Annotated in this window: 18 protein-coding genes and 1 pseudogene; 6 read left to right on the forward strand and 13 right to left on the reverse strand. The window is 53.8% G+C overall.

What is annotated here, in order from left to right; all coding sequences use genetic code 11:
- Position 1 precedes the first annotated feature (1 nt).
- From ACR0AW_RS05105 to ACR0AW_RS05115, 3 genes are read right to left on the reverse strand one after another with little or no spacing between them, the layout of a single operon-like run.
- Positions 2-892: an adenylate/guanylate cyclase domain-containing protein gene (locus ACR0AW_RS05105; protein ID WP_170733438.1), complete on the reverse strand. Its 891-nt coding sequence runs from the start codon at positions 890-892 to the stop codon at positions 2-4.
- Between the two features lie 38 nt (positions 893-930).
- Complete coding sequence (locus ACR0AW_RS05110) at positions 931-1,644, reverse strand: response regulator (protein WP_170396223.1); 714 nt, start codon at positions 1,642-1,644, stop codon at positions 931-933.
- Positions 1,637-3,868 (reverse strand): ATP-binding protein, encoded by a 2,232-nt coding sequence (locus tag ACR0AW_RS05115; RefSeq protein ID WP_480438707.1) that lies wholly within the window; start codon positions 3,866-3,868, stop codon positions 1,637-1,639. Before ACR0AW_RS05115 ends, ACR0AW_RS05110 begins: the two co-directional genes overlap by 8 nt.
- 287 nt (positions 3,869-4,155) lie before the next feature.
- On the opposite strand from ACR0AW_RS05115, the gene ACR0AW_RS05120 reads away from it, so the two are divergent.
- From ACR0AW_RS05120 to ACR0AW_RS05135, 4 genes are all read left to right on the forward strand, one after another.
- A complete protein-coding gene (locus ACR0AW_RS05120) occupies positions 4,156-4,968 on the forward strand; it encodes an alpha/beta fold hydrolase (protein ID WP_480438708.1) in 813 nt (270 codons plus the stop codon).
- A 64-nt stretch (positions 4,969-5,032) separates the two neighbouring features.
- On the forward strand, positions 5,033-5,863 hold the full coding sequence (locus ACR0AW_RS05125) for a class I SAM-dependent methyltransferase (protein WP_170733440.1): 831 nt from the start codon (positions 5,033-5,035) through the stop codon (positions 5,861-5,863).
- Positions 5,864-5,980: 117 nt separating this feature from the next.
- Entirely contained in the window at positions 5,981-6,340 is a 360-nt protein-coding gene (locus tag ACR0AW_RS05130) for a group I truncated hemoglobin (RefSeq protein WP_170396214.1), read from the forward strand.
- 3 nt (positions 6,341-6,343) lie between these two features.
- Complete coding sequence (locus ACR0AW_RS05135; RefSeq protein ID WP_170396212.1) at positions 6,344-7,366, forward strand: adenylate/guanylate cyclase domain-containing protein; 1,023 nt, start codon at positions 6,344-6,346, stop codon at positions 7,364-7,366.
- A 123-nt stretch (positions 7,367-7,489) separates the two neighbouring features.
- Here the strand turns inward: ACR0AW_RS05135 and ACR0AW_RS05140 are convergent.
- The 5 genes and pseudogenes from ACR0AW_RS05140 to xylF form a co-directional block, all read right to left on the reverse strand.
- Positions 7,490-7,840, reverse strand: a pseudogene (locus ACR0AW_RS05140) (DDE-type integrase/transposase/recombinase); the annotation flags it as partial.
- Positions 7,841-7,931: 91 nt separating this feature from the next.
- Positions 7,932-9,239, reverse strand: coding sequence for a xylose isomerase (gene xylA, locus ACR0AW_RS05145; RefSeq protein ID WP_170733441.1), 1,308 nt, complete (start codon positions 9,237-9,239; stop codon positions 7,932-7,934).
- A gap of 9 nt (positions 9,240-9,248) precedes the next feature.
- On the reverse strand, positions 9,249-10,052 hold the full coding sequence (locus ACR0AW_RS05150) for an ATP-binding cassette domain-containing protein (protein ID WP_170403439.1): 804 nt from the start codon (positions 10,050-10,052) through the stop codon (positions 9,249-9,251).
- Entirely contained in the window at positions 10,052-11,350 is a 1,299-nt protein-coding gene (locus tag ACR0AW_RS05155) for a sugar ABC transporter permease (RefSeq protein WP_170396208.1), read from the reverse strand. Before ACR0AW_RS05155 ends, ACR0AW_RS05150 begins: the two co-directional genes overlap by 1 nt.
- Before the next feature lie 63 nt (positions 11,351-11,413).
- Positions 11,414-12,433 carry a D-xylose ABC transporter substrate-binding protein gene (gene xylF, locus ACR0AW_RS05160; protein ID WP_170512769.1) on the reverse strand — a complete coding sequence of 340 codons (1,020 nt, stop codon included), beginning with the start codon at positions 12,431-12,433 and terminating at the stop codon, positions 11,414-11,416.
- Positions 12,434-12,584: 151 nt separating this feature from the next.
- On the opposite strand from xylF, the gene ACR0AW_RS05165 reads away from it, so the two are divergent.
- Together ACR0AW_RS05165 and ACR0AW_RS05170 are read left to right on the forward strand one after the other, a co-directional pair.
- Positions 12,585-13,802, forward strand: a complete 1,218-nt coding sequence (locus tag ACR0AW_RS05165; protein WP_170733442.1) for an ROK family transcriptional regulator — start codon at positions 12,585-12,587, stop codon at positions 13,800-13,802.
- Positions 13,792-15,300 carry a CRTAC1 family protein gene (locus ACR0AW_RS05170; protein ID WP_170733443.1) on the forward strand — a complete coding sequence of 503 codons (1,509 nt, stop codon included), beginning with the start codon at positions 13,792-13,794 and terminating at the stop codon, positions 15,298-15,300. The genes ACR0AW_RS05165 and ACR0AW_RS05170 overlap by 11 nt, the downstream gene beginning before the upstream one ends.
- On the opposite strand, the gene ACR0AW_RS05175 is transcribed toward ACR0AW_RS05170, so the two are convergent.
- The 5 genes from ACR0AW_RS05175 to ACR0AW_RS05195 all read right to left on the reverse strand — a co-directional run bounded on the left by ACR0AW_RS05175 (position 15,301) and on the right by ACR0AW_RS05195 (position 21,288).
- On the reverse strand, positions 15,301-16,599 hold the full coding sequence (locus ACR0AW_RS05175; protein WP_170733444.1) for a cytochrome c peroxidase: 1,299 nt from the start codon (positions 16,597-16,599) through the stop codon (positions 15,301-15,303). It abuts the gene before it with no gap.
- Positions 16,589-17,536, reverse strand: coding sequence for an aldose epimerase family protein (locus ACR0AW_RS05180; protein WP_170733445.1), 948 nt, complete (start codon positions 17,534-17,536; stop codon positions 16,589-16,591). The genes ACR0AW_RS05175 and ACR0AW_RS05180 overlap by 11 nt, the downstream gene beginning before the upstream one ends.
- 8 nt (positions 17,537-17,544) lie before the next feature.
- The gene (xylB, locus tag ACR0AW_RS05185; protein ID WP_170733446.1) at positions 17,545-19,002 is read right to left on the reverse strand and encodes a xylulokinase; all 1,458 of its coding nucleotides are present in this window, start codon (positions 19,000-19,002) and stop codon (positions 17,545-17,547) included.
- Positions 19,003-19,078: 76 nt separating this feature from the next.
- Positions 19,079-20,233 (reverse strand): Gfo/Idh/MocA family protein, encoded by a 1,155-nt coding sequence (locus tag ACR0AW_RS05190; RefSeq protein WP_170612520.1) that lies wholly within the window; start codon positions 20,231-20,233, stop codon positions 19,079-19,081.
- Positions 20,233-21,288, reverse strand: a complete 1,056-nt coding sequence (locus ACR0AW_RS05195; RefSeq protein ID WP_170512759.1) for a sugar phosphate isomerase/epimerase family protein — start codon at positions 21,286-21,288, stop codon at positions 20,233-20,235. Before ACR0AW_RS05195 ends, ACR0AW_RS05190 begins: the two co-directional genes overlap by 1 nt.
- Positions 21,289-21,311: the final 23 nt, after the last annotated feature.

The following is a 21,311-nucleotide window of genomic DNA, read 5'->3' on the forward strand; positions in this document are numbered from 1 at the left end:
TTTATCGGCGGACGACCTCAAACTCTAATGGGCGCGCATCAGAGTGCAAAATTGATAGTGCAGGCGATATCAGCCCGCTATCGGCCAGCATTATGTTCTCGCGCTTAAGCTGGATTTCACGCGCATTCTCGAATTGTACGTAAGTTCCCGACGAACTGCGACCCGCCAGCATCAGCTTCCCGCCTTTCATGCTGAGTACCGCATGCAGTCGCGAAACCCACAGCTCAGGCAGGATGACATCGCATTGACTGGATCTGCCGATCGTTAGCTCCCCGCCTTCCCGACACCGCCAGGTATGATCGTCGTGATAAAGAATGAGCGCAAAGCTTTCATTCTGCTGCATGCCCTCAGATCCGCTGGCCGTCTGCGTCGGCAGATGCATCACGGTGCTTAACCCGTCCGTTGAGGCCAGGACTGAATAAGCTTTGACCGGGTCACTCACACCTTTCAGGCGAAGCGATCCGATTGGGGTGAGCATCTGGAGACTTTCGGGGCTTAGATCCTTGGCGACGCTTTCGCTGACACAAGCTTCACCCGGATTGGCCGCGGCCGCCAAACGTGCGGTCAGATTAACTGTTTCGCCAAATATCCCATTATCGCCAATAACAACAGGACCTTGATGAACACCCGCGTGGACCGACAGTAATGTTCCAGGCGGTTTCTGAATCATCTCTACAACCGCGTTTACGGCGGCCTCGGGTTCCTTGAAATAGGACAAGACGTCATCGCCTTTCTGCCCCACAGGAACTCCGCCAAACCCAAGTAGAACCTCACGCAATCGATCGATTTCAAACTGAATCAACTGCTGCGCCTGATCGTCCCCCATTTCTTCGTAGAACGGAGTGCTGTCAGAAATGTCAGCAATTATGGTTGTGACGAGCTTGGTTTCCACGGTGCTACTCGCAATGTGCTTGCTCGGAACGGCAAACCCTATTTGGGATCATAGACATAACCTATACCCCGCACGGTTCTGATGATTTCCGGCTTTTCCGGGTTGGTTTCAAGCTTCCGGCGCAGTCTGGATATTCGGATATCAATGCTGCGGTCGAACGGATCCCAGGACCGGTCATGCGCTTGTTCAAGCAGTTGATCACGGTTCAAAACACGCCCTTTGTTTTCAGCAAACACCTTGAGCAGACTATACTCCATCGCCGTTAGCGGGACCTCGGATCCATCCGGCGCAAGAAGTTTGGCTGCCTCTTTATCCAGCGTGTAGTCGCCAAAAAGGGCCAAATTGCCTTCGGAGGCATCTGCGGGCAGACTTTCGTTGATGGCCCCTCGGCGCAATAGGGCCTTGATCCGCGCTTCCAGTTCCCGAAGATCAACCGGCTTTCCAAGATAGTCATCTGCCCCCATCTCAAGCCCGATGATCCGGTCCACTACATCGCCTGCTGCAGTCAACATGATCACGGGCGTCGTGTTTTCAGGACGAAGCGATCTGAGGATCGAAAGACCGTCTTCCTTTGGCATATTGATATCCATGATCATGACATCAACAGCTCGAGAGGAGATGACAGACCGGAGCTCTTCTCCGCCAGCGGCTGCAGAAACCTCGTACCCGCGTTTGCTCAGATATTCCTGAAGCATCTCGCGCACGTCGATCTCGTCATCGCAAACCAGGATATGGGTTTTCTGGTCATTCATCCGTTTGATCCTTCTGATCGGCGAGCAGCTTTCCGACAAGTATTCTCAGTTCCGAAGGCGAGACGGGTTTTTCCAGATAGGGCAGACCGGATTCCTTCAGCAGTCCCAATGAGCTTTCACCCATGGTGTCCCCGGTGATGTATGCTGTCCGGGTCAGCATTTTCGGAAAACGCGCCACCAGCGCCTCATAAATCTTGCGTCCGTCAACACCGGGCATGTTCATATCACTTAGGAATACATCGTAGCTGGCGGACTGCAGTTGCCTGAGCGCCTCTTCTCCTGAGGTAACGAAATCAACGTGAAAGCCGTCCTTCCGCAGTATCTCGGCATTGATCTCACCCACTTCGACCTCATCATCCACGACCAATGCACGGTGCTTGGCAAAATTCGCGGCGGGTTCGGGTTTTTCTTCAGCCACATCATTTTGCATCTTTGCGACGGGCAGAGTTATCCGGAAGCAGGTGCCGGACATTGCGGCCTGATCAAGCCTGATCTGACCGCCATGGGACAGAATGATCCGGTGACAGAAAGCAAGCCCAATCCCGGTGCCGTCACCCACCTCCTTTGTGGTGAAGAACGGCTCGAAGATACGTGCGCGTATGGCTTTGGGGATACCTGGGCCATTGTCCTGAACCGTGATCTCAACCATTCCGATGGCAGGCTTCACCTCGGCAGACAGCATGATGTGGTCGCCGATGCCGGATGCGGTCATGGCCTGCTCGGCATTGATGATAAGGTTCAAGACGACTTGCGTAAGCTGGTCCGCATCCCCGGCAACTGCGGGCAGGTCTGCTGGCAGACTTTGCTCAATGCGAATTTCGCCTGATGAGCTACCGTACCCGGCGACATCCGCAGCTGTTTCAATCATGCTGGGAACATCAACCTGCTCGATCTTGCTGGGCTGCTGGCGCGCCATCGCCAGAAAGGTCTTTACAATCTTCGCGCAGCGTTCAGCGGCATTGCCGATTTTTTCAATCCTGACACCGAGATCGGGGTCAGAAATTTCTTCCTTCAACATCAACGAATGACCCACAACAACCGACAACGGATTGTTAAGCTCATGCGCCACACCGGCGAGTAGTTCGCCAAGCGCAGACATCTTTTCGTTCTGGAACAGCAGCTCTCGTTGCTTTTCAAGCTCAACCTCAATGGCCAATTCATCGGTCAGATCGCGGGTATTGGAAACGATTACTTCTTCACCATTGAACTCGATCAGCCGTGAAGAATCCGCCCCCCAGAACTTTCGCCCGCTTGCATCGACGAACTCCATACGCCGATCCTTAAGCGCCCCCGCTTGCCGGAGGTCTTTCAGGTACCGTTCGCGCTCATTCGGGTCCGCATAGTAGGATTTCGAACTTTCTGCTTCACCAAACAGCGCCTTTATCTCGGGCGTAGCAAACAGCACCTCGCCGGTGTCGGCATGCGTCATGTTGATGGCTGCTGGATAAGCCTCCATGACCTGACGGATCAAGGCATCAGCCTCTTTCTGGACGGTTAGATCGATCACGCTGGTCACGATGACTTCTTCGCCTTTGTAATCGATCAATTGAGACGAAATCGACGCAGGGAAGGTTTTGCCAGCCGCATTAATCAAGTCGAGCTTGTAGTCATCGACACGACCATCGGCCAAAAGCTGGGTTACAAAATCCGCGCGTTCTTCCGGCTTTTGATAATGCTGTTTTGCAGATTTGGAAGGTCCGAACATCTGCAGCGCAGCAGGCGTGCGATACAAGATCTGACCATCACCAATCCGCGCCATGGTTACGATTGCCGAACTGGCATCCAACACCTTTCGGATCAATAGATCGCCGTCGCGCTCTTCGACCTCGGCTTGTTTGCGTTCGGTGATATCCTCACGCGTGACGACAAATCCGCCGAACTTGGTGGGATGAACAGAAACCAGATAGGTACGCCCATCCGTTTCCATCAGCTCAAAGTCTTGGATGAACTCGACCCCATTAGCCAACCGGTCCGAAACCCACTGCTGTTCATTGCCGATGGCCTCGGCGTAAATTCCCCGGCGCGCCGTCTCACGCATCAGGATTTCCCAGTCCAGTCCGGGTTGCAGCAGGTCGGCAACCCCCTTGTTCATCTCGGCATATCGTTGATTGAACAGGACAAGGCGGCGATCATCATCATAGAGGGCGAACCCTTCTTTGAGAGATTCGATCGCATCACGAAGAAGGTCCCTCGCCTTCTCGATTTCTTCAAATTCGTTCGCCATGCCCATCGTCATCCTGAATTTTTAGGATACCATTGTTTCAATGCCATTTCAAAATTAGCATCGTGTGTTTCAATTGTTTCAATAGGTGCCAACTCAGCCAAGTACCGGCCGATAAACCTGTTTGTTTTTGAGCCGGATAGCAAGTTGTGTGACCTGCTTCACAGAGCAACAACTGAAACACTTGGCACCGCTTCCAGACATCACAATGAAACATAGAAAGGTCAGTTATTGCCCATCTTAAGTGCGATTGGGTAAGAACGATGACTATTTCTTTTAGAACTACTGAAATGATTAACGCACCTATTTTTGCGTTGCATTCTTCGGCGTCCAATAGTGGGCAATGGAACCAACTGGCGGCGGATCTGGAAGGTCGCTTTAGTGTTCACGCTGTTGATCTTCCCGGGTACGGTCGTAGCCCGTTGACTGGAGATAACTCTCAAAACGGTGCGGCGTTTTCTGCCATACCGGTAATCCGCGAAATCGAAGCGCTGGGACGCCCCGTGCATCTGGTTGGGCATTCCAACGGCGGAGGCGTCGCCATCAAGGTCGCGTTGATGCGTCCTGATCTTGTCAAAAGCCTGACGGTATATGAGCCTGCAGTCTTTCATTTTCTGCAGGCTGGCAATGATGTCAGCAAGAAACTGTTCGGGCAAATCCAGCTTCTCGCGGGTGTGGTGAGCGCCGCAGCAGCGGATGGCGATGCCGCTGCTGGTATGCATCACTTTTTGGATTTCTGGAACGAGAAGGGGTTTTGGAACTCGCTGCCCGCGCAGGCCCGAGACCGGTTCATTGGGATGATCCCATCAGTCATGTCTGATTTTGCAAAAGGTTTTGCTGAAACCTGGCAACTGAAGGACCTGTCCAAGCTTGATATACCGACGTTGGTAATGACTGGTTTGGAGTCACCTGAGATTGCGCAGCACGTCTCGGTTGAGATCGCGAAGGCTTTGCCCAATGCGCGGATCGCGTTGCTGCCCGAGCTGGGCCATATGGCGCCGGTCTTCCAGCCCGAATGGATCAACTCAAGGATTTTCGAACACGTGGCCAATGTGGAGCGGCCCCTTGAAACTGTCAGCTGGCCAGAACGTCAAGCTGCCTGACCGGGGCCGCATTTAGCAATGCGGCCTTCATCAAACCACTACCACATCAAAAAGGAGCAATATCATGGGTATTCAAACATCGATCAACGCCACCACAGACTTTGCGGCAATCAAAGCAAAGCAAAACGTCGCCTGGGGCTCCGGCGACTACAGTAAAGTGGGTGTCACCCTTCAAATTACGGGTGAAGAACTGGCTGAAACCATGGATATGATGCCTGGTTCCAAGGTGCTGGATGTCGCCGCCGGGAATGGCAACGCCACCCTGGCCTTCGCCCGGCGCTTTTGTGATGTTACATCAACCGACTATGTAGAAGCCCTGCTGGACGCCAGCAGCCAGCGCGCCAAAGCGGAAGGTCTGTTCGTGACCTACAAGGTTGCCGACGCCGAAAACCTGCCTTTCGATGATCAATCCTGCGACGCGGTGGTTTCGACGTTCGGCGTGATGTTCACACCGAACCAACAACAATCAGCAGCAGAGCTGCAACGGGTCGTCAAACGCGGCGGCAAGATTGGTCTGGCCAACTGGACGCCGGACAGCTTCATCGGCCTTCTGTTCAAAACGATCGGTAAACATGTGCCTCCACCTGCTGGCGTAAGCTCTCCGGCTTTGTGGGGCAGCCGGGACTGGATTGAAGAAGCCTTCGGATCGCACAGCACCATCGTTTCGTTCCGACGCAAGAACTTCATGTTCCGCTACCGTTCAGCCGAACACTTCCTAGAGTATTTTCGGACGTTCTATGGCCCAATGCAAAAGGCCTTCGATGCACTGGACGCATCGGGACAAGAGGCGCTGCAGCGCGATATCATGGCCCTGATCGAAAAGTTCGATATCTCAGGCAATGACACACTTTGCATCTCATCCGAGTACGCTGAAATTGTCATGCAGCGCGGCTGAGATCGTGAATCACTGGCTCATCGTTCTTTGACCCAACCGTCAAAGAACGATGAAGATCACCCGGTGTAGTCGATCCACCATTTTCTTGGTATTAGTTTGTTTAAGGGGGATTTTGTTATGGCCGAGCGCACACTTTATGAAAAATACGGTGGGTTTTCACAGATCAGCAAGATCGTGTTCTCGTTCTATGACATCCTGCTGGACAATGACGAGGTTGGACCCTTCTTCGACAACGTGGATATGAGCCGCATGGTCGACCATCAGACCAAGTTCATAGCGTCGCTCCTTGGTGGTCCGGCCTCCTACACCGACAATCAACTGCGCCAGTTACACTCTCATCTCGAAATTACCGATGACCATTTCGACGAATTGGAGGTCGTGCTCCGTGACGCTTTGCAAAGACACGGCGTGGATGCCGAGGATATCGATATCGTTGTCGCGGAATTCAGTAAACGTCGTCCCTTGATTGTTGGATAAATCATGACCATCGAAGCCATCAATGAACAGCTCCTTCGCGCGATTGGTGTGGGCGTTGCCCTACTGGACCGTCAATCGCTGAAGTTTGGGTTCCGCAATGATACGTTTGACGAGTGGTTCAGTGCCGATGGCCCTTCAGACCAATTGCAGCAGCTCTTTCCTGATCTGGATATCGACACAGTGCAAACAAGCCTGTCCGGCACCGGGCGACATACATCAGAAATCACCTTCAAAAAGAAACGCCGCACACTGGTGATCGCACTCGATTTCACGGTCGCGCACGACGATGTGCTGGTTCTGGTATGTCAGAACATCACCCGTATCAAAGAGCTGGAGTCCATGATCGACTCCTATTCGATGATGGTGGAACGGAACACGCGCGAGTTGAAGCGGGAAAAGGAGCAGGTTGAAAAACTGCTGCTAAATCTGATGCCCCGGTCGGTCTACGAAGAGTACAAGACTTTCGGCGTGGTTACGCCACAACTCTATGATCCCGTCTCCGTCCTGATGCTCGATTTCGTTGGGTTCACGGATATGGTCGCCTCGCAGGACCCAAGCGTCACCGTCACTGAACTGAACGATATTTACAGCGCGTTTGATCGCATTGGTGAGCAATTCGGTTGCGAACGGATCAAGACGATCGGAGACGCATATATCACCGTTGCTGGTCTGCCCGATCCGACTCCGGATCACGCCAAGGCAATCGCAAACACAGCCATTCGTTTCGTACGCTATTTGACCCGCCGAAACCTGAGCCATCCGCATCAGTGGCGGTGCAGAATTGGACTGGCCACGGGATCGGTAGTCGGGTCGGTCGTTGGCATCCAGAAGTATGTGTACGATATCTTTGGTCCGGCTGTGAATCTGGCCTCCAGACTTCAGGAATTCTCTGACCCGATGCAGATTTCAGTCCAGGACGAAGTCGCGCAGGTCCTCAAAGATCAGTTTGACCTTGAGAATGTCGGCGCGCGAACAATCCGTGGGTTTGGAGAGCAAGACATCTGGCGCTTGTCCGACGATAGCTGAGCGTCAATGCCCGCTGTAATCCTTTGCTCGCACTAAATGGTGACTGATCACTGCAGTGAATACAGTAGGCTGTTTACCCAGTCCCAAAACCACTGATCTTGATCCCAAAATAAGCGGCTACTCGTTTGGGCGTTTGGTGACAACGGATTCCAGCACCTCGCCTTCGTGATCAACAACCCGCCAGAGGCAGTGTCTCTTACCATTCACCTTCACAAAATCTCGTCGGCGTGCCACTTCCATATCGAGAGTGCGCGCAGTTGTTGCACCCGCATTCTTCGGATATCAAAGGCAAACATTGGACCGAACCTGTTCCAACAGTAGCAGTCGGTTTCGTGACTCACGTCGATGCCTCGCTCGTGCAACAGATCTACGGCATTCCGAAGCGAGAGCGGGAATCGGATGTACAGCATCACGGTCAAGCGGATGATCTCAGAACCGGTTATTATAGTATTTGAAAGATGCAGGTCTGGTCATGGGTAAAAGCTACGCAACACCCCTACCCCGCCCAAGCAAAGTTCTTCTGACAAGATTCTTTTGACAGTTCCCAGATTGCAGTTTTCCTTGGTCACACAAACCTGTTCACATAATTCTCCAGAATCTCCTGACGCCCAGATTGTGGTTTCGGGTTGGTATTTTCCTGTAGAACCCGGGCAGAAATCTCTTCCAGACTGCTACCCAACATAGAAACTGCTTCCGGAGTGTTCCAACCGGAATATCGTTCCGTCAGCGCGTCCTCCAAGCCACCGTCTTCAACCATAGCAGCCGCAGCTTTCAAGCCCCGTGCACAAATGTCCATTCCGCCGACATGGGCTGCAACAAGATCTTTTGCATCAAGCGATTGCCGACGAATTTTGGCGTCAAAATTTGTGCCCCCAGTTGTAAAGCCACCAGCTTTCAGGATGTAGTAATATGCCAAAGCAACCTCTGGCGTGTTATTCGGGAACTGGTCCGTATCCCACCCGGATTGGTAATCGTTTCGGTTCATGTCGATCGAGCCAAGCATCCCTTCGGCAGCGGCAACCGCAATTTCATGCTCGAAACTGTGTCCGGCCAGGATCGCATGCCCCTGCTCCAGGTTCAACTTGACCTCGTCCTCCAACCCGTACTTCCTGAGAAATCCAATACAAGTCGCGGCGTCGTAGTCGTATTGGTGTTTGGACGGCTCCTGAGGCTTGGGCTCAACGAGAATAGTTCCTTTGAACCCAATCTTGTGTTTGTATTCAACGACCATGTTCAAGAAACGGCCCATGTGGTCCAACTCGGTTTTCAAATCCGTGTTCAGAAGGGTTTCGTAGCCCTCACGACCACCCCACAGAACATAGTTTTCGCCGCCGAGCTTGTGAGTTGCATCCATGCAGGATTTCACGGTCGCTGCAGCGAATGCAAAAACGTCGGGATCAGGATTGGTACTGGCGCCAGACATCCAGCGACGATGGCTGAACATATTGGCCGTGCCCCAAAGCAGCTTGGTACCAGACACCTGCATCTTTTCACCGATATAATCGGTGATATCTTCCAATGTGCGCAGGTTATCGGCAAAATTTCCCTGTTCGGGCCGGATGTCAGCGTCGTGCCAGCAAAAGAATGGCTGCCCCAAAAGCGCAAACAATTCGAATGCAATATCTGCCTTCTGTCGGGCCCGGCCCATATCGTCCTGAGGATACCATGGGCGTTCGAACGTAGGTCCACCAAAGGGGTCTCCGCCCTCCCACGCGAATGAATGCCACCAGGCCACTGCAAACCGCAGATGGTCCTCCATACGCTTGCCCATGATTATTTCATCCGGGTCGTAGTGACGAAAGGCCAACGGGTTCTTGCTGTCCACGCCTTCAAACTGGACCTTCTCGATCCCTTCAAAAAATCCACTTGGCATTTCTGCCCCCTACTCTGCTTTTTGTGCTGGCTGTTTGCCGAGAATGATCATCGACAAAAGATCGTCATCAGTTACGTCTGAGATATCGACCGTCCCAACCAGTTTTCCGTTCTTCATGACCGAGGCGCGGTCGCACAGTTCCATGACGGCGTGCACATCGTGATCGATCAGAAATATCCCAATTCCTTGCGCCTTCAGCTGGTGGATCAGATCCGCCACCATCTGGGTTTCATGCGGCCCAAGCGCCGCAGTGGGTTCATCCATGATCAGAATGCGGGCATTGAAATAGACGGCCCGAGCAATCGCCACTGATTGTCTTTGCCCACCCGATAAGGCGGAGACCGGGTCATTGAACTTTTGAAAGTTTGGGTTGAGCTGCGCCATGATCTTTCGGCACTCGGCCTCCATGGCTGCGTCGTTGACCAAGCCAAAAGGCGTCGTCATCTCGCGCCCCAGGAACAGGTTTGATGTCGCGTCCAGATTGTCGGCCAAGGCGAGCGTCTGATATATCGTTTCGATATTGTTCGCCCGGGCGTCACGAGGATTGCCAATCTCGACCGGCTTGCCATCGATCAGAATCTCGCCGTGGTCCATCTGATAGGCGCCGGACAATACCTTGATCAACGTGGACTTTCCGGCCCCGTTGTGGCCAAGCAGGCCAACGACTTCACCCGGATAGAGATCGACCGACACATGGTCGACGGCCTTGATCCCACCGAAGGAAATCGAGATGTCGCGCATCTCGACCAATGGCGGCGCGCCTGAACCGCGCCCAGTGCCAGAAGGTTTTTTCTGCGTATCCTGAGCTTGCATCACTTTGCCCCCAGTCGCTTGCGGTAAACGATGTCGATATAGACGGCCAACACGAGGACGCTGCCGACGACGATGTTCTGAAACGGCGCGTCAACGCCAACCATTGCCATGCCCGATTGCAGCGCCTGCATGATCAATGCACCCAGGATCGCGCCATAGATAGTGCCGATGCCGCCCGACAATGCGGTTCCTCCGATCACTGCAGCTGCTATGACCCGAAGTTCGTCGAGCGTACCAATGTCGTTCGAATGGTTCGCCAAGCGGGCCGAGGCGACCACCGCGGACACGGCGCACAAGAAACCCATCAAAGCAAAGATTTTCACGGTTAGCAGTCGAGTGTTGATACCCGAAAGCTCTGCCGCATCCGGGTTGCCGCCAGTGGCAAAGATGTACCGACCAAACCGGGTTTTTCGCGCCACAATTGTCAGCGTGACAGCCACGATGATTAGGATGAGTACAGAAATCGGTATGCCGTATCCGACGACCAGCCCCTCTGGCATTGTCTCTCCGCGCGCTTCGAACATACGTTGCAGCCGCCGCGTTGGTATGGCGTAACTGTTTACGATGTAAACGTACCCAAGGATGGCGATTGCGATTATCCCGGCCAGAGTGGCTTCGGCCCAGACAGGTTTGACGGGGAATCCATGTGCCGCCTTTGCGCGACGACTGCTCCACAAAGCCCAGATCGCGATTGCGGTAGCAAACAAGCCGAACAGCCAGCTTGTCGTCGTTCCCAATGTCCCGTTGGTCCCGCCAAACATCAGGAATGTACTATCCAGAGGACCGATCGTCTGACCGCTAGTCAAATACCACGCCACGTTTCTCCAAACCAGAAATCCACCAAGCGTGACGATGAAGGCTGGTATCGTCAGGTATCCGACCATCCAGCCATGAAACGCACCAATCAGCGTGCCGACAAACAGCCCGACAACAATGGTGATCGCCCAGGTTGCTGGATTGTTCAAACCCATCCCAAGGACTTGCGGCAAAAGCTCAGTTTGCGTCATTGCCATCACAGCCGAGGTAGTTGCCAGCAGCGCTCCTACCGACAAGTCGATGTGCCGCGTGACGATAATGAACACCATCCCACATGCCATGATGGCGACCGAAACTGTCTGGATGGACAGGTTGAATAGATTGCGCGGCGTCAGGAACCTTCCATCTGTGAAGATGTTGAACCCGATGCACAGGATGACAAACGCGCCGATCATTCCCAAAAGCCGCATATCCAGTTCCAGTTGCTGGAACAGGCTGGGTTTCGCTTTTTCAGGTACCGGCTGAGACGAAGTTTCGGTCATTTCCGATCTTTCATATTCAGCATTTGCCCCAGGCCCGGACAAAAGGGCCCAGGGCTGAGTGGTTTAGTTACAAGGGGCAGGTCCGTTTTCAACGCCTTGGCAAAGATCTTCCAGCGGGATCCATCCGGCATCAACAACCACGGACAAGTTGTCCTTAGTGATTGGAACAGGCGCTAGGAAAACCGAGTTCATCTCGGTCCCACCCGGTGATGTCCAGCTAACTGCGCCTTCGACATCAGCAGGGCTTGTCCCACCGCTCAATGCGACAGCAATTTCACCAGCCGCCTTTCCAAGTTCGCGAGCATCCTTCCAAACCGAAACCGTCTGCGTTCCCAGTGCGACACGATTCAATGCCGCGTGGTCGCCGTCCTGACCGGAAACCGGAATGCCTTCCATGCCCTGTGCGGTCAGCGCAGCAACAACACCGCCTGCAGTACCGTCATTCGACGCAACGACTGCATCCACGTTGTTTTCGTTCGCGGTCAGGATTTGTTCCATGTTCCGCTGCGCGTTCGCGGGCAACCAACCATCTGTGTAGGCTTCACCAACAATTACAATGTCACCGCTGTCGACGGCTGCTCCGATGATCTCTTGCTGACCACCGCGCAGGAAATCTGCGTTTGGATCAGTAGGAGAGCCTTTGATCATCACGTAGTTGCCTTTGGGCATGGCCTCAAAGACAGCCCGAGCCTGCATTCTGCCGACTTCCACGTTGTCGAAGGTCAGATAAAATGCTCGGTCGTCCTCGATCAGACGGTCATAGGCAATCACAGGAATACCTTCGTCCGCCGCGGCCTGAACCGCCGGTCCAATGGCCTGCGCGTCCTGCGCTAGGATGATAAGCGCGTCCACGCCTTGCGCAATTAGGCTTTCGATATCCGAAAGCTGTTTGGCCGAGGATGATTGCGCATCGGCCGAGATATACTCGGCACCGCCGGCTTCTAACGCCGATTTGATCGCGGCTTCGTCTGTCTTCCAGCGCTCTTCCTGAAAGTTGGACCAGCTTACGCCAACTACCGGCTCTGCGAACGCAGTCGAGGCCAGCAGCGTGGCTACAGCTGAGAAGCTGAGAATTTTTTTCATGATTTCCTCCCATATGCAGAGCCATCTCAACTCGATTCGCGGCTCTCACAATTTTAAATAACACATTTATTTCAGTCGGTAAAATATTTAGTCTATAAGACGCATCAAAATTCAAATAGATTGAACCAAAGATAAGATTCGCGAGGTCAAGATGCTGAAAAGCAAAGCGTCTGTAGTTTCTTTGGACCAACGAAACGCGACCCGCCTGCGGGTGTTGGAACAGATCAGAAGCAATGGATCCGTATCGCGGATTGATATCGCATCCGCCTTGGAGACCAGCCCTGCCACGATCACTTCAGCGACGGCTGATCTGATCTCGGCAGGGCTGATCAAGGAAACCGAAGGCGAAGCTCAGTCAAAGTCTGGAAAAAGAGGTCGGCCCAGAGTTTTGCTGCAATTGGATGGCCAATCCATCCTTGTTGCGGGCCTGAAGATTGCTCGTCAGGTGATCTCGGTCATTTTGGTGGATTTTGAAGGCAACGAGGTGACGTCGCACAACGTCCCGCTTGAAGACGCCCGAATGTCGCCGACGAACCTTATATCGACTATTCGCGAAGCCCTTGAAGATACGTGCCAACGGGTCGGTCTTTCAATCGGACACTTGGCTGGCGTTTCAATCGGATTGGCCGGGCAGATTGATGCGGCAAGGAACTTTGTCCACTGGTCATCCTCGGTAACTGAAAGAAACATTGACTTCAGCCCTTTACTTGCGAAAGAACTCCCCTGCCCTGCATTCGTGGAAAACGACGCGAACCTTGTCGCAAAGGCTGAACAGCTTTCTGGGCTAGGCAACGGGTTGAAGAATTTCCTTGTCGTCACGATCGAACATGGTGTTGGGCTTGGCATCGTTCTGGACGGCCGACTTTATCGCGGGGAAAGAGGGTGCGGGGCCGAATTTGGGCATACTAAGGTGCAACTCGATGGCGCATTATGCCAATGTGGACAACGAGGGTGTCTGGAAGCCTATGTGGGGGACTACGCCCTGATCCGGGAAATGACTGTCACAGGTCACGCCGATAATATGCAAACGGTCTCGGATATCCACGCTCGCGCCAATTCCGGTGATGATAGAGCCGCCTCGGTTCTAGCGCGTGCAGGACAGATGTTCGGGCTTGGAGTATCCAATCTGATTAATCTGTTCGATCCCCAGTGCATTATTGTATCGGGCGCGCAAATGAGTTTTGAACACCTTTGCTCAGCCGAAGTTATGACGCGCATTCGAAATGGTGTTGTGAATGTCGACGCACCCTTGCCTGAAATCAAAGTGCATCACTGGGGTGATCTGATGTGGGCCAAAGGTGCGGCCGCCTATGGGATCGAACAAGTCTCGATCCTGAAGGTGAAGGAGCTTGCGGCGAATGCGTCCTGAACTTGCGGCATTACTCTTTCTTGCCGCGGCTGCCGAAGCGGGCACTCAACCGCAATTCAAAGTAATAGATGTACCTGCACATATCTACGACGGCGGTTGGGAGCATTTTGTGGGTGGTGGCGTAGCAGTTTTCGACTGTGACGGCGACACGTTTCCCGAATTGTTCGTCGCGGGCGGATCCAATCGATCTCAGCTGTTCAAAAACACCTCTCAGGGCGAGATTTCTTTTCGGATTGAAACGCCGGATCCACTGTTCTTGACGGGAGTAACCGGTGCTTACCCATTAGACATTAACGGCGACGGCTTGACTGACCTGGCCATTTTGCGCGTTGGTGAAGATGTGCTGCTTCAAGGGCAGTCGGATTGTCAGTTCCGTCCCTTCGATAACATCGAGTTCCAATCCGAAGATCACTGGACCACAGGGTTTTCAGCCACTTGGGAAGAAGGCCAGTCTATGCCGACTCTGGCGTTTGGAACTTACGTGGATCGCTTCGATCCAGAAGGTCCGTTTGAATCCTGCGGGCCAACCCTGCTCTATCGCCCGAACGGGAACAGTTATGGCCAACCCCAGCATCTGAAACCGGGATATTGCTCGCTTTCCATTTTGTTTTCAGACTGGGCGCGAACCGGACGTGCTGACCTCCGTATCAGCAACGACCGCCACTATTATGTTCGTGGTGGGCAAGAGCAACTATGGGCCATGGAGCCAGAGCCCCGATTGTATTCGCCCGAAGACGGATGGCTGCCCTATTCGATCTGGGGCATGGGAATTGCCTCTCGCGATCTGACCGGAGACGGCTTTCCTGAGGTTTACTTGACTTCGATGGGTGACCAAAAACTCCAAATTTTTGACCCCGATACCGGCGGCCCGACGTGGCGCGATGCAACTTATGAAAAAGGCACGACTGCCCACAGGCCGCATGTCGGCAATGACGGAAGGCCGTCGACCGGTTGGCACGCGCAGTTTGGAGACGTCAACAATGACGGCAGAGACGACATCTTCGTCGCCAAAGGCAATGTCGAGCAAATGCCCGATGCAGCACTGAACGACCCGAACAACCTTTTGGTTCAGGATTCGGAAGGTCAGTTTATCGAAGCTTCGGCAGAGGCTGGTGTTGCGTCGATAGCGAAGTCTCGCGGCGCAGCGCTTGCGGATCTGAACAACGATGGGCGGCTCGATCTGGTGGTCGTAAACCGTGGATCAAAACTTGAGGTCAACCAGAATATTTCAGCAGGTGGCAATTGGCTGTTGGTAGAAGTTACTCAGGACAAATTCAATTGGGCAGCGGTAGGCGGATTTGTCGAGGTTCAAACCAGATGGGGCTTACAGACCCGCGAAATAACTATTGGCGGCGGACATGTAGGAGGCACGGCTGGCTATCATCATTTCGGCTTGGGGGCTGAAACTCAAGTACAGTTACGGGTAATATGGCCGGACGGAGAAGTCGGTGCGTGGCAGGAGGTCGTACCGAACCAGATCGTTGAAATGCATAGGTGACTATTGATCTACCGGCAGACCGCTTGGAACATAGGCGGGAACGCCCAACCTCTGTGCAGGGTCTTCAAGGCTTGCCAGAAAGCTCAATAACGCGTCGATCTCATTATCCGTTAGAACAACCTTCGGTAAACCGTTGCTTTTGGCTATGGCATCTAGATGTTGCTGATCCAGCAGCGGAGTTTCGTCTTCAGAACCCGGAAAATCTGGCAAATAAGCCATTTCAGTAGTGTAGCTTCGCAAAGAAGAAACCGAGTCCAGATGGTGGCGTACGATATCCTCCAGCCGTGCAAATGCTCCATTGTGCCCGTAAGGAGCGGTTAGCGTCACATTGCGGAGCGATGGCGTACGAAAGGCAAACGCGTCCTCGGAGTTACCCGTGACGCGAAGACGACCATCATCTCTGACATGGTTCTCAAATCGAGCGGCCTTTCCGGGCCCGATTTGCGGAAGGGCGATCGAATGAAACTTGTGATCTGTTTGGAACCATCCCACGTGGCATGCGCTACACCCCGCCTCTCCATAAAACAGGTTCATGCCAAGTTCGGCGTCTTCGGATAGTGTGGCCTCGCCTCGCATCGCGCGATCAAAAGGACTGTTATCTGCGCGCCATTCGAACGCGATGAAATCTGCGATCACATTTGCTATGGCCGTGAAAGATATCTCACCACCCGGCGTAATGGCTTCAAACCGCTGCTTGTATTCTGGGATAGCGGCAACACGTGCTGCAATCAGATCCCACGCGCCGCCTTGCTGTGTCAAAAGCCCGAGTCGAACTGCCTTGCTGACGTCATTTTCCGAGTAATGACCGGCCATTTCGTCTGGTGAAAGAACCGGGAACATCGCCTGCGCCGCTAATGCCGATTGGAAACCGGACCGCATATGTGTCCCCAAAGGTGTTCTAATCCCGTTGGGTTGTGTTGGATCGGCCTCAAGGCGCCCATCATGAAAAAACGTCGTAAACTCTGTCGCACCAAGATTCCAAAGCGCCGGTGAATTACGGGGGATGCGTTGCTCCGGCGTATTCTGGGGATCCAGCCTGCGTTCAGCAGCCAGGCCAATCCCGCCTTCCCCGATTCCTAACGAAAGGCCGTCCGAAGTGCCAAACCTCGGGTGATGGCAGGTCGCGCAACTGATGTTCTTGTTGCCGGACAAAATCGGGTCGTAGAATAGCAACTGTCCTAGTTCAACGCGGTCGAAATCAGGTTCTAGGAAAGTTGGAGGTGGCCCAAGCTCCTGAGCGTTGGCGCCATTGCCGGCAATCAAAAAGCCAATGGTGGAAATGACTAACCTAGCTCTCATTGCCATCTTCCGAAATCTCGAGCGTGAGCACCTGCCTGTACGGTTTCTCGTAGGTGCATATGATCGAAGGAAACGAGGGTATGTTGGGCGCATTCGGATATCCGGAGGGTTCGATGCACAAACCAGCCGAACCGCTTAGCGGCTTCGCCAATTGGGCACCCGAATAGACCTGTACTCCGGGTTGGTCAGAATAAGCAGTCAGAGAAAGACCAGACGGTGCGGTGAACTTCGCGATCGGACCAGTTGGATCGCGATTCAGGTCAAAGCAGAAATAGTGGTCGATGGCCTTTGGAACATGCCCGATCGATCTGGGCGCAGAGAAATCAAGTTCGCCGTTCTTGGTCGAACACACCGCACCGGACGGAACTCCTTGTTCGTCTAGTTCCAAGTAGCGGACAGAGGCCAGTTCCAGCTTGTGTGCGTCGACACCTTTTGAGCTGCCCAACGAATAATAGTTATGCTGCGTTAGGCTGATCGGCGTAGGACGGTCAGGATAACCTTTTAATATATAGGTCAACCGTGGGTACCGCAGCGTGACGCTGACCTCGAACCGGACATTCGCAGGAAAACCGCTTTCCCCGTCGTGTGAAAGGTAGTGCAATACCACTTCGTTCGGTGCGGTCTGTCTAAGGTTCCAGAATTGTTTGGAAAGCCCCTCAGCCCCGCCATGCAGAGTATTCTTACCCTCATTGGCGCTAAGCCCAAAACGTGTGCCTGCCAACTCGAACCGCGCGCCGCCGATCCGGTTCGCAACACGACCTACAACTGCGCCCACATAACTTGTATCGAGTAAGTACTTGATTGGATCATCAAACCCCAAAATAAGCGGTATATCCTTGAACCACCAACTTTGAGTGATTGCCCCGTAGTTCAGTACCGATGCCCGCATATCGCCATCGGTCAGCATAACCGTCTCGACCCGAGAAGAATATTCCATTGCAGGCGTCATCCTGCCGCCAAGGGCGCCAGTGCCATGTAATACTGTCGATATCGCCCATATTCCCTTTCATAGTGTTCGGCCAGATCGTTACGTGGATCGATAACTTCCTGAATTTTGGGCGGTGTCATGATGTCCCCGAGGTTTGCGTTGTTGGCCGCGCAGATAGCGAGGCGCGCTGCGCCCATCGCCGCTCCGCAATCACTGCCTTTTGGCAAGCCCAACGGCACTTGCAATACGGTCGCCATTGTTTCCAACCAGAACCTGGATCGTGCGCCTCCTCCAACAGCCATCAAGTTGGTCGGTACGGTTCCTGTGCTTTTTAAGGCTTCAAGACAGTCCCGCATCGCAAAGGCGACGCCTTCCATCACAGATTGTGTCAGTTCAGCGGGGCCCGACGCGACATCTATGCCTAAGAAAGCTGCTCGGATCCGGCTGTTGTTATGCGGCGTTCGCTCGCCTGAAAGGTACGGTAGGAACGCAATCGAAGAGGGTCCGGTTATACTGCCGGGTACCATCGACGCCAGTTTTTCCACAGATTGACTTAGATTGCGAGACAACCAATTCATACTGTTTGTTGCCGAGAGTATGACCCCCATTTGTATCCACATTTCGGGAACAGCGTGGCAAAAGCAGTGTACAGCAGTTTCAGGTGCCGGAGCATATGCATCCCGAGCAACAAGAAGAACTCCGGACGTTCCCAAAGATACAAAACCCGCGCCGTCCCGAATGCTCCCGATGCCACAGGCGGCGGCCGCATTGTCGCCTGCGCCACCTGCCACAACGACAGGATTGGAAAGCCCCCACGCCCGCCGCAGCTCAGTTTTCAACTCACCAGCCGGTTCGTTCCCCTCGACAAGACGCGGCATCTGTGAGGCATGCATGTGCCCCAAACCCAAAGCCGTTTCCGACCACTGCCGATTGTCTACGTCCAACCATGATGTGCCGGCACTGTCTGACATGTCCGATATGTAATCACCCGTCAGCCAAAACCGCAGATAGTCTTTAGGCAATAGAACCTTGGCTGTTTTTGAGAACACCTCGGGCTCGTGCGATCGCACCCATTCCAGTTTCGGGGCCGTGAAGCCAGGAAAAACGATGTTTCCTGATATGGTGCGCATCTGTGGAATCTGGTCGAGTGTACTTGCCTCGTCCGCCGAGCGTGTATCATTCCATAGAATGCAGGGCCTAAGAACCCTTCCACTGGCATCCAATAAAGTGGCACCATGCATGTGTCCGCTCAGACCAATGCCGCGAAGTTTTGCGAATGCCGGTTCGTTGTCCGCACGGAGATTCGCGACAACTTCTAAGCACGCGCTAATCCAATCTGACGGATTCTGCTCGGACCAGCCGGGTTTTGGCGTCGATGTAGAAATGCCAGCTTCTGCGTCGCTGACGACGAGACCGGATTCATCGATCAGAATGCCTCTGAGACCCGACGTTCCCAAATCCAATCCAAGATACATTCGGCGCCATCCTTTGAGTTTTATTTTAGTTAGTAAAATTAATTACGGAAGACGCAGTGTCAAGACGACTGTCGCGCTACTCCAACTTTACCCAAGCCGCATTTCTTTCAGAGCTTTGCACGCAAGCTGCAACGAACCTGACACCATTCAATCCATCCTGAACAGTGGGATAGATCACCGATGGATCAGCTGAATTGCCACTTCGAAACGCTGTTATGGCGTCCGCAGCTTCACTATAGACATTTGCAAAACCTTCCAGATACCCTTCCGGATGGCCCGGAGGCACCCTGCTCAGACGGTTGGCGGCGTCCCCGGCTCCGGCCCCATTTCGGGTGATCAGTCGTTTCGGCTCACCATAGGGCGTAAACCAAAGATAGTTTGGATCTTCCTGCGCCCACTCGATCCCACCTTTTTCACCATAGACACGCAATCGCAGTGCGTTTTCATTGCCGGGGGCAACTTGGGACGACCACAGCATCCCGCGCGCGCCACCGTCGAACCGCAGCAGGACATGTGCGTTATCGTCGACCCTACGCCCCGGCACAAAGGCCTGCAAGTCAGCCGCAAGGCTTTCCGCCTTCAAGCCTGTCACAAAGCAGGCGATATTGTAGGCGTGGGTTCCGATGTCACCCGTCGATCCCCCTGCTCCGGAACGCTCAGGATCGGTTCGCCATTCGGCTTGCTTAAAGTCTTGCTGCTCGGTCAACCAGTCCTGCGGATATTCAACCTGAACCACGCGGATATTGCCAATCTCGCCGTTGGCGACCATCTCACGCGCCTGCCTGACCATTGGATAACCGGTGTAGTTATGGGTTAGAATGAACAGCGCGCCTGAACTCTCCGCCGCCTTCACGAGCTTCTTGGCATCCGCAAGGGTCGAAGTGAGGGGCTTGTCGCAAATCACGTGAATACCGCGTTTCAAGAACTCTCGCGCTGCGGCGTAATGAACGTGATTAGGCGTGACGATCGAGACTGCTTCGATCCCCGATTTCAAACGCGCTTCTCTGATCGCCATCTGCTTAAAGTCGTCATAGACCCGTTCGAGCCCCAACGCTTCTCCGCTTTCTCGAGATTTTTCTGGCGTTGAAGACAAGGCACCTGCGACCAACTCGAACTTGTCATCCAAGCGCGCCGCAATTCGATGCACACCTCCTATGAAAGCATCAGTGCCGCCACCAACCATGCCAAGGCGAATGCGGCCTGATTTTACTTCACTGCGTCCAGTTACCATTAGTCTATCCCCAGCATTTTTCGATTGGCCGCCATATCGGTGCCGCCATCCGCAAAGTCGTCGAATGCTTTCTCTGTGACACGGATAATGTGGTCAGAAACGAATTGCGCGCCTTCGCGCGCTCCGTCTTCTGGGTGTTTCAAGCAGCACTCCCACTCGACCACGGCCCAGCCGTCAAAATCGTTTGCAGCCATTTTCGAAAAAACGGCCCCAAAGTCGACCTGACCATCACCAAGCGAGCGGAAACGCCCTGCCCGGTTAACCCAGCTTTGATAACCAGAATAGACGCCCTGCCGACCGGTCGGGTTGAACTCGGCGTCTTTGACATGGAACATCCGGATTCGGTCTTTGTAGATGTCGATATTATCCAGGTAGTCGAGACACTGCAGAACGTAATGCGACGGGTCGTATAGCATACAAGCCCGAGCATGATTGCCCGCCCGTTCGAGGAACATCTCATAGGTCACGCCATCATGCAGATCCTCGCCTGGATGGATTTCATAACAAACATCGACTCCACAATCTTCTGCGTGATCCAGGATCGGGACCCAACGGCTGGCAAGCTCATCAAATGCTGTTTCGATAAGGCCAGCAGGACGTTGCGGCCAAGGGTAAACATAAGGCCATGCGAGCGCGCCAGAGAATGTCGCGTGCGCTGATATCCCTAAATTTTTGGAAGCTGACAGCGCCTTCTTAACCTGATCAACGGCCCACTCCTGCCGGGCTTTTGGGTTTCCCCTGACGCTTTCGGCGGCGAAGCCGTCGAATGCTGCGTCGTATGCGGGATGCACGGCAACAAGTTGGCCCTGAAGATGCGTGGACAACTCCGTCACTTCCACGCCGTTCTCTTTGGCCTTGCCCTTGAATTCATCGCAGTAATCCGTGCTTGAGGCAGCGGTTTCAAGATCAAACAACCGGCCGTCCCAACTGGGCACCTGAACGCCTCTGTACCCACAATCCGCCGCCCATTTGGTAATGGTGTCCCACGAGTTGAAAGGCGCTTCATCTCCGGCGAACTGTGCCAGAAACAACGCCGGGCCTTTAATCGTTTCCATAATGTCTCCTCCCCAAAAACCGA

It is taken from the genome of Ruegeria sp. C5 (assembly GCF_056537605.1).

Excerpts from the sequence above, each read along its gene's own strand:
- ACR0AW_RS05165 (WP_170733442.1), top strand. The coding sequence starts at position 12,585 with ATGCTGAAAAGCAAAGCGTCTGTAGTTTCTTTGGACCAACGAAACGCG.
- ACR0AW_RS05115 (WP_480438707.1), bottom strand. The coding sequence starts at position 3,868 with ATGGCGAACGAATTTGAAGAAATCGAGAAGGCGAGGGACCTTCTTCGT.
- xylB (WP_170733446.1), bottom strand. The coding sequence starts at position 19,002 with ATGTATCTTGGATTGGATTTGGGAACGTCGGGTCTCAGAGGCATTCTG.
- ACR0AW_RS05125 (WP_170733440.1), top strand. The coding sequence starts at position 5,033 with ATGGGTATTCAAACATCGATCAACGCCACCACAGACTTTGCGGCAATC.
- ACR0AW_RS05195 (WP_170512759.1), bottom strand. The coding sequence starts at position 21,288 with ATGGAAACGATTAAAGGCCCGGCGTTGTTTCTGGCACAGTTCGCCGGA.
- ACR0AW_RS05190 (WP_170612520.1), bottom strand. The coding sequence starts at position 20,233 with ATGGTAACTGGACGCAGTGAAGTAAAATCAGGCCGCATTCGCCTTGGC.
- ACR0AW_RS05180 (WP_170733445.1), bottom strand. The coding sequence starts at position 17,536 with ATGGAATATTCTTCTCGGGTCGAGACGGTTATGCTGACCGATGGCGAT.
- ACR0AW_RS05150 (WP_170403439.1), bottom strand. The coding sequence starts at position 10,052 with ATGCAAGCTCAGGATACGCAGAAAAAACCTTCTGGCACTGGGCGCGGT.
- ACR0AW_RS05120 (WP_480438708.1), top strand. The coding sequence starts at position 4,156 with ATGATTAACGCACCTATTTTTGCGTTGCATTCTTCGGCGTCCAATAGT.
- ACR0AW_RS05175 (WP_170733444.1), bottom strand. The coding sequence starts at position 16,599 with ATGAGAGCTAGGTTAGTCATTTCCACCATTGGCTTTTTGATTGCCGGC.
- ACR0AW_RS05130 (WP_170396214.1), top strand. The coding sequence starts at position 5,981 with ATGGCCGAGCGCACACTTTATGAAAAATACGGTGGGTTTTCACAGATC.
- xylF (WP_170512769.1), bottom strand. The coding sequence starts at position 12,433 with ATGAAAAAAATTCTCAGCTTCTCAGCTGTAGCCACGCTGCTGGCCTCG.
- ACR0AW_RS05155 (WP_170396208.1), bottom strand. The coding sequence starts at position 11,350 with ATGACCGAAACTTCGTCTCAGCCGGTACCTGAAAAAGCGAAACCCAGC.
- ACR0AW_RS05110 (WP_170396223.1), bottom strand. The coding sequence starts at position 1,644 with ATGAATGACCAGAAAACCCATATCCTGGTTTGCGATGACGAGATCGAC.
- ACR0AW_RS05135 (WP_170396212.1), top strand. The coding sequence starts at position 6,344 with ATGACCATCGAAGCCATCAATGAACAGCTCCTTCGCGCGATTGGTGTG.
- xylA (WP_170733441.1), bottom strand. The coding sequence starts at position 9,239 with ATGCCAAGTGGATTTTTTGAAGGGATCGAGAAGGTCCAGTTTGAAGGC.
- ACR0AW_RS05170 (WP_170733443.1), top strand. The coding sequence starts at position 13,792 with ATGCGTCCTGAACTTGCGGCATTACTCTTTCTTGCCGCGGCTGCCGAA.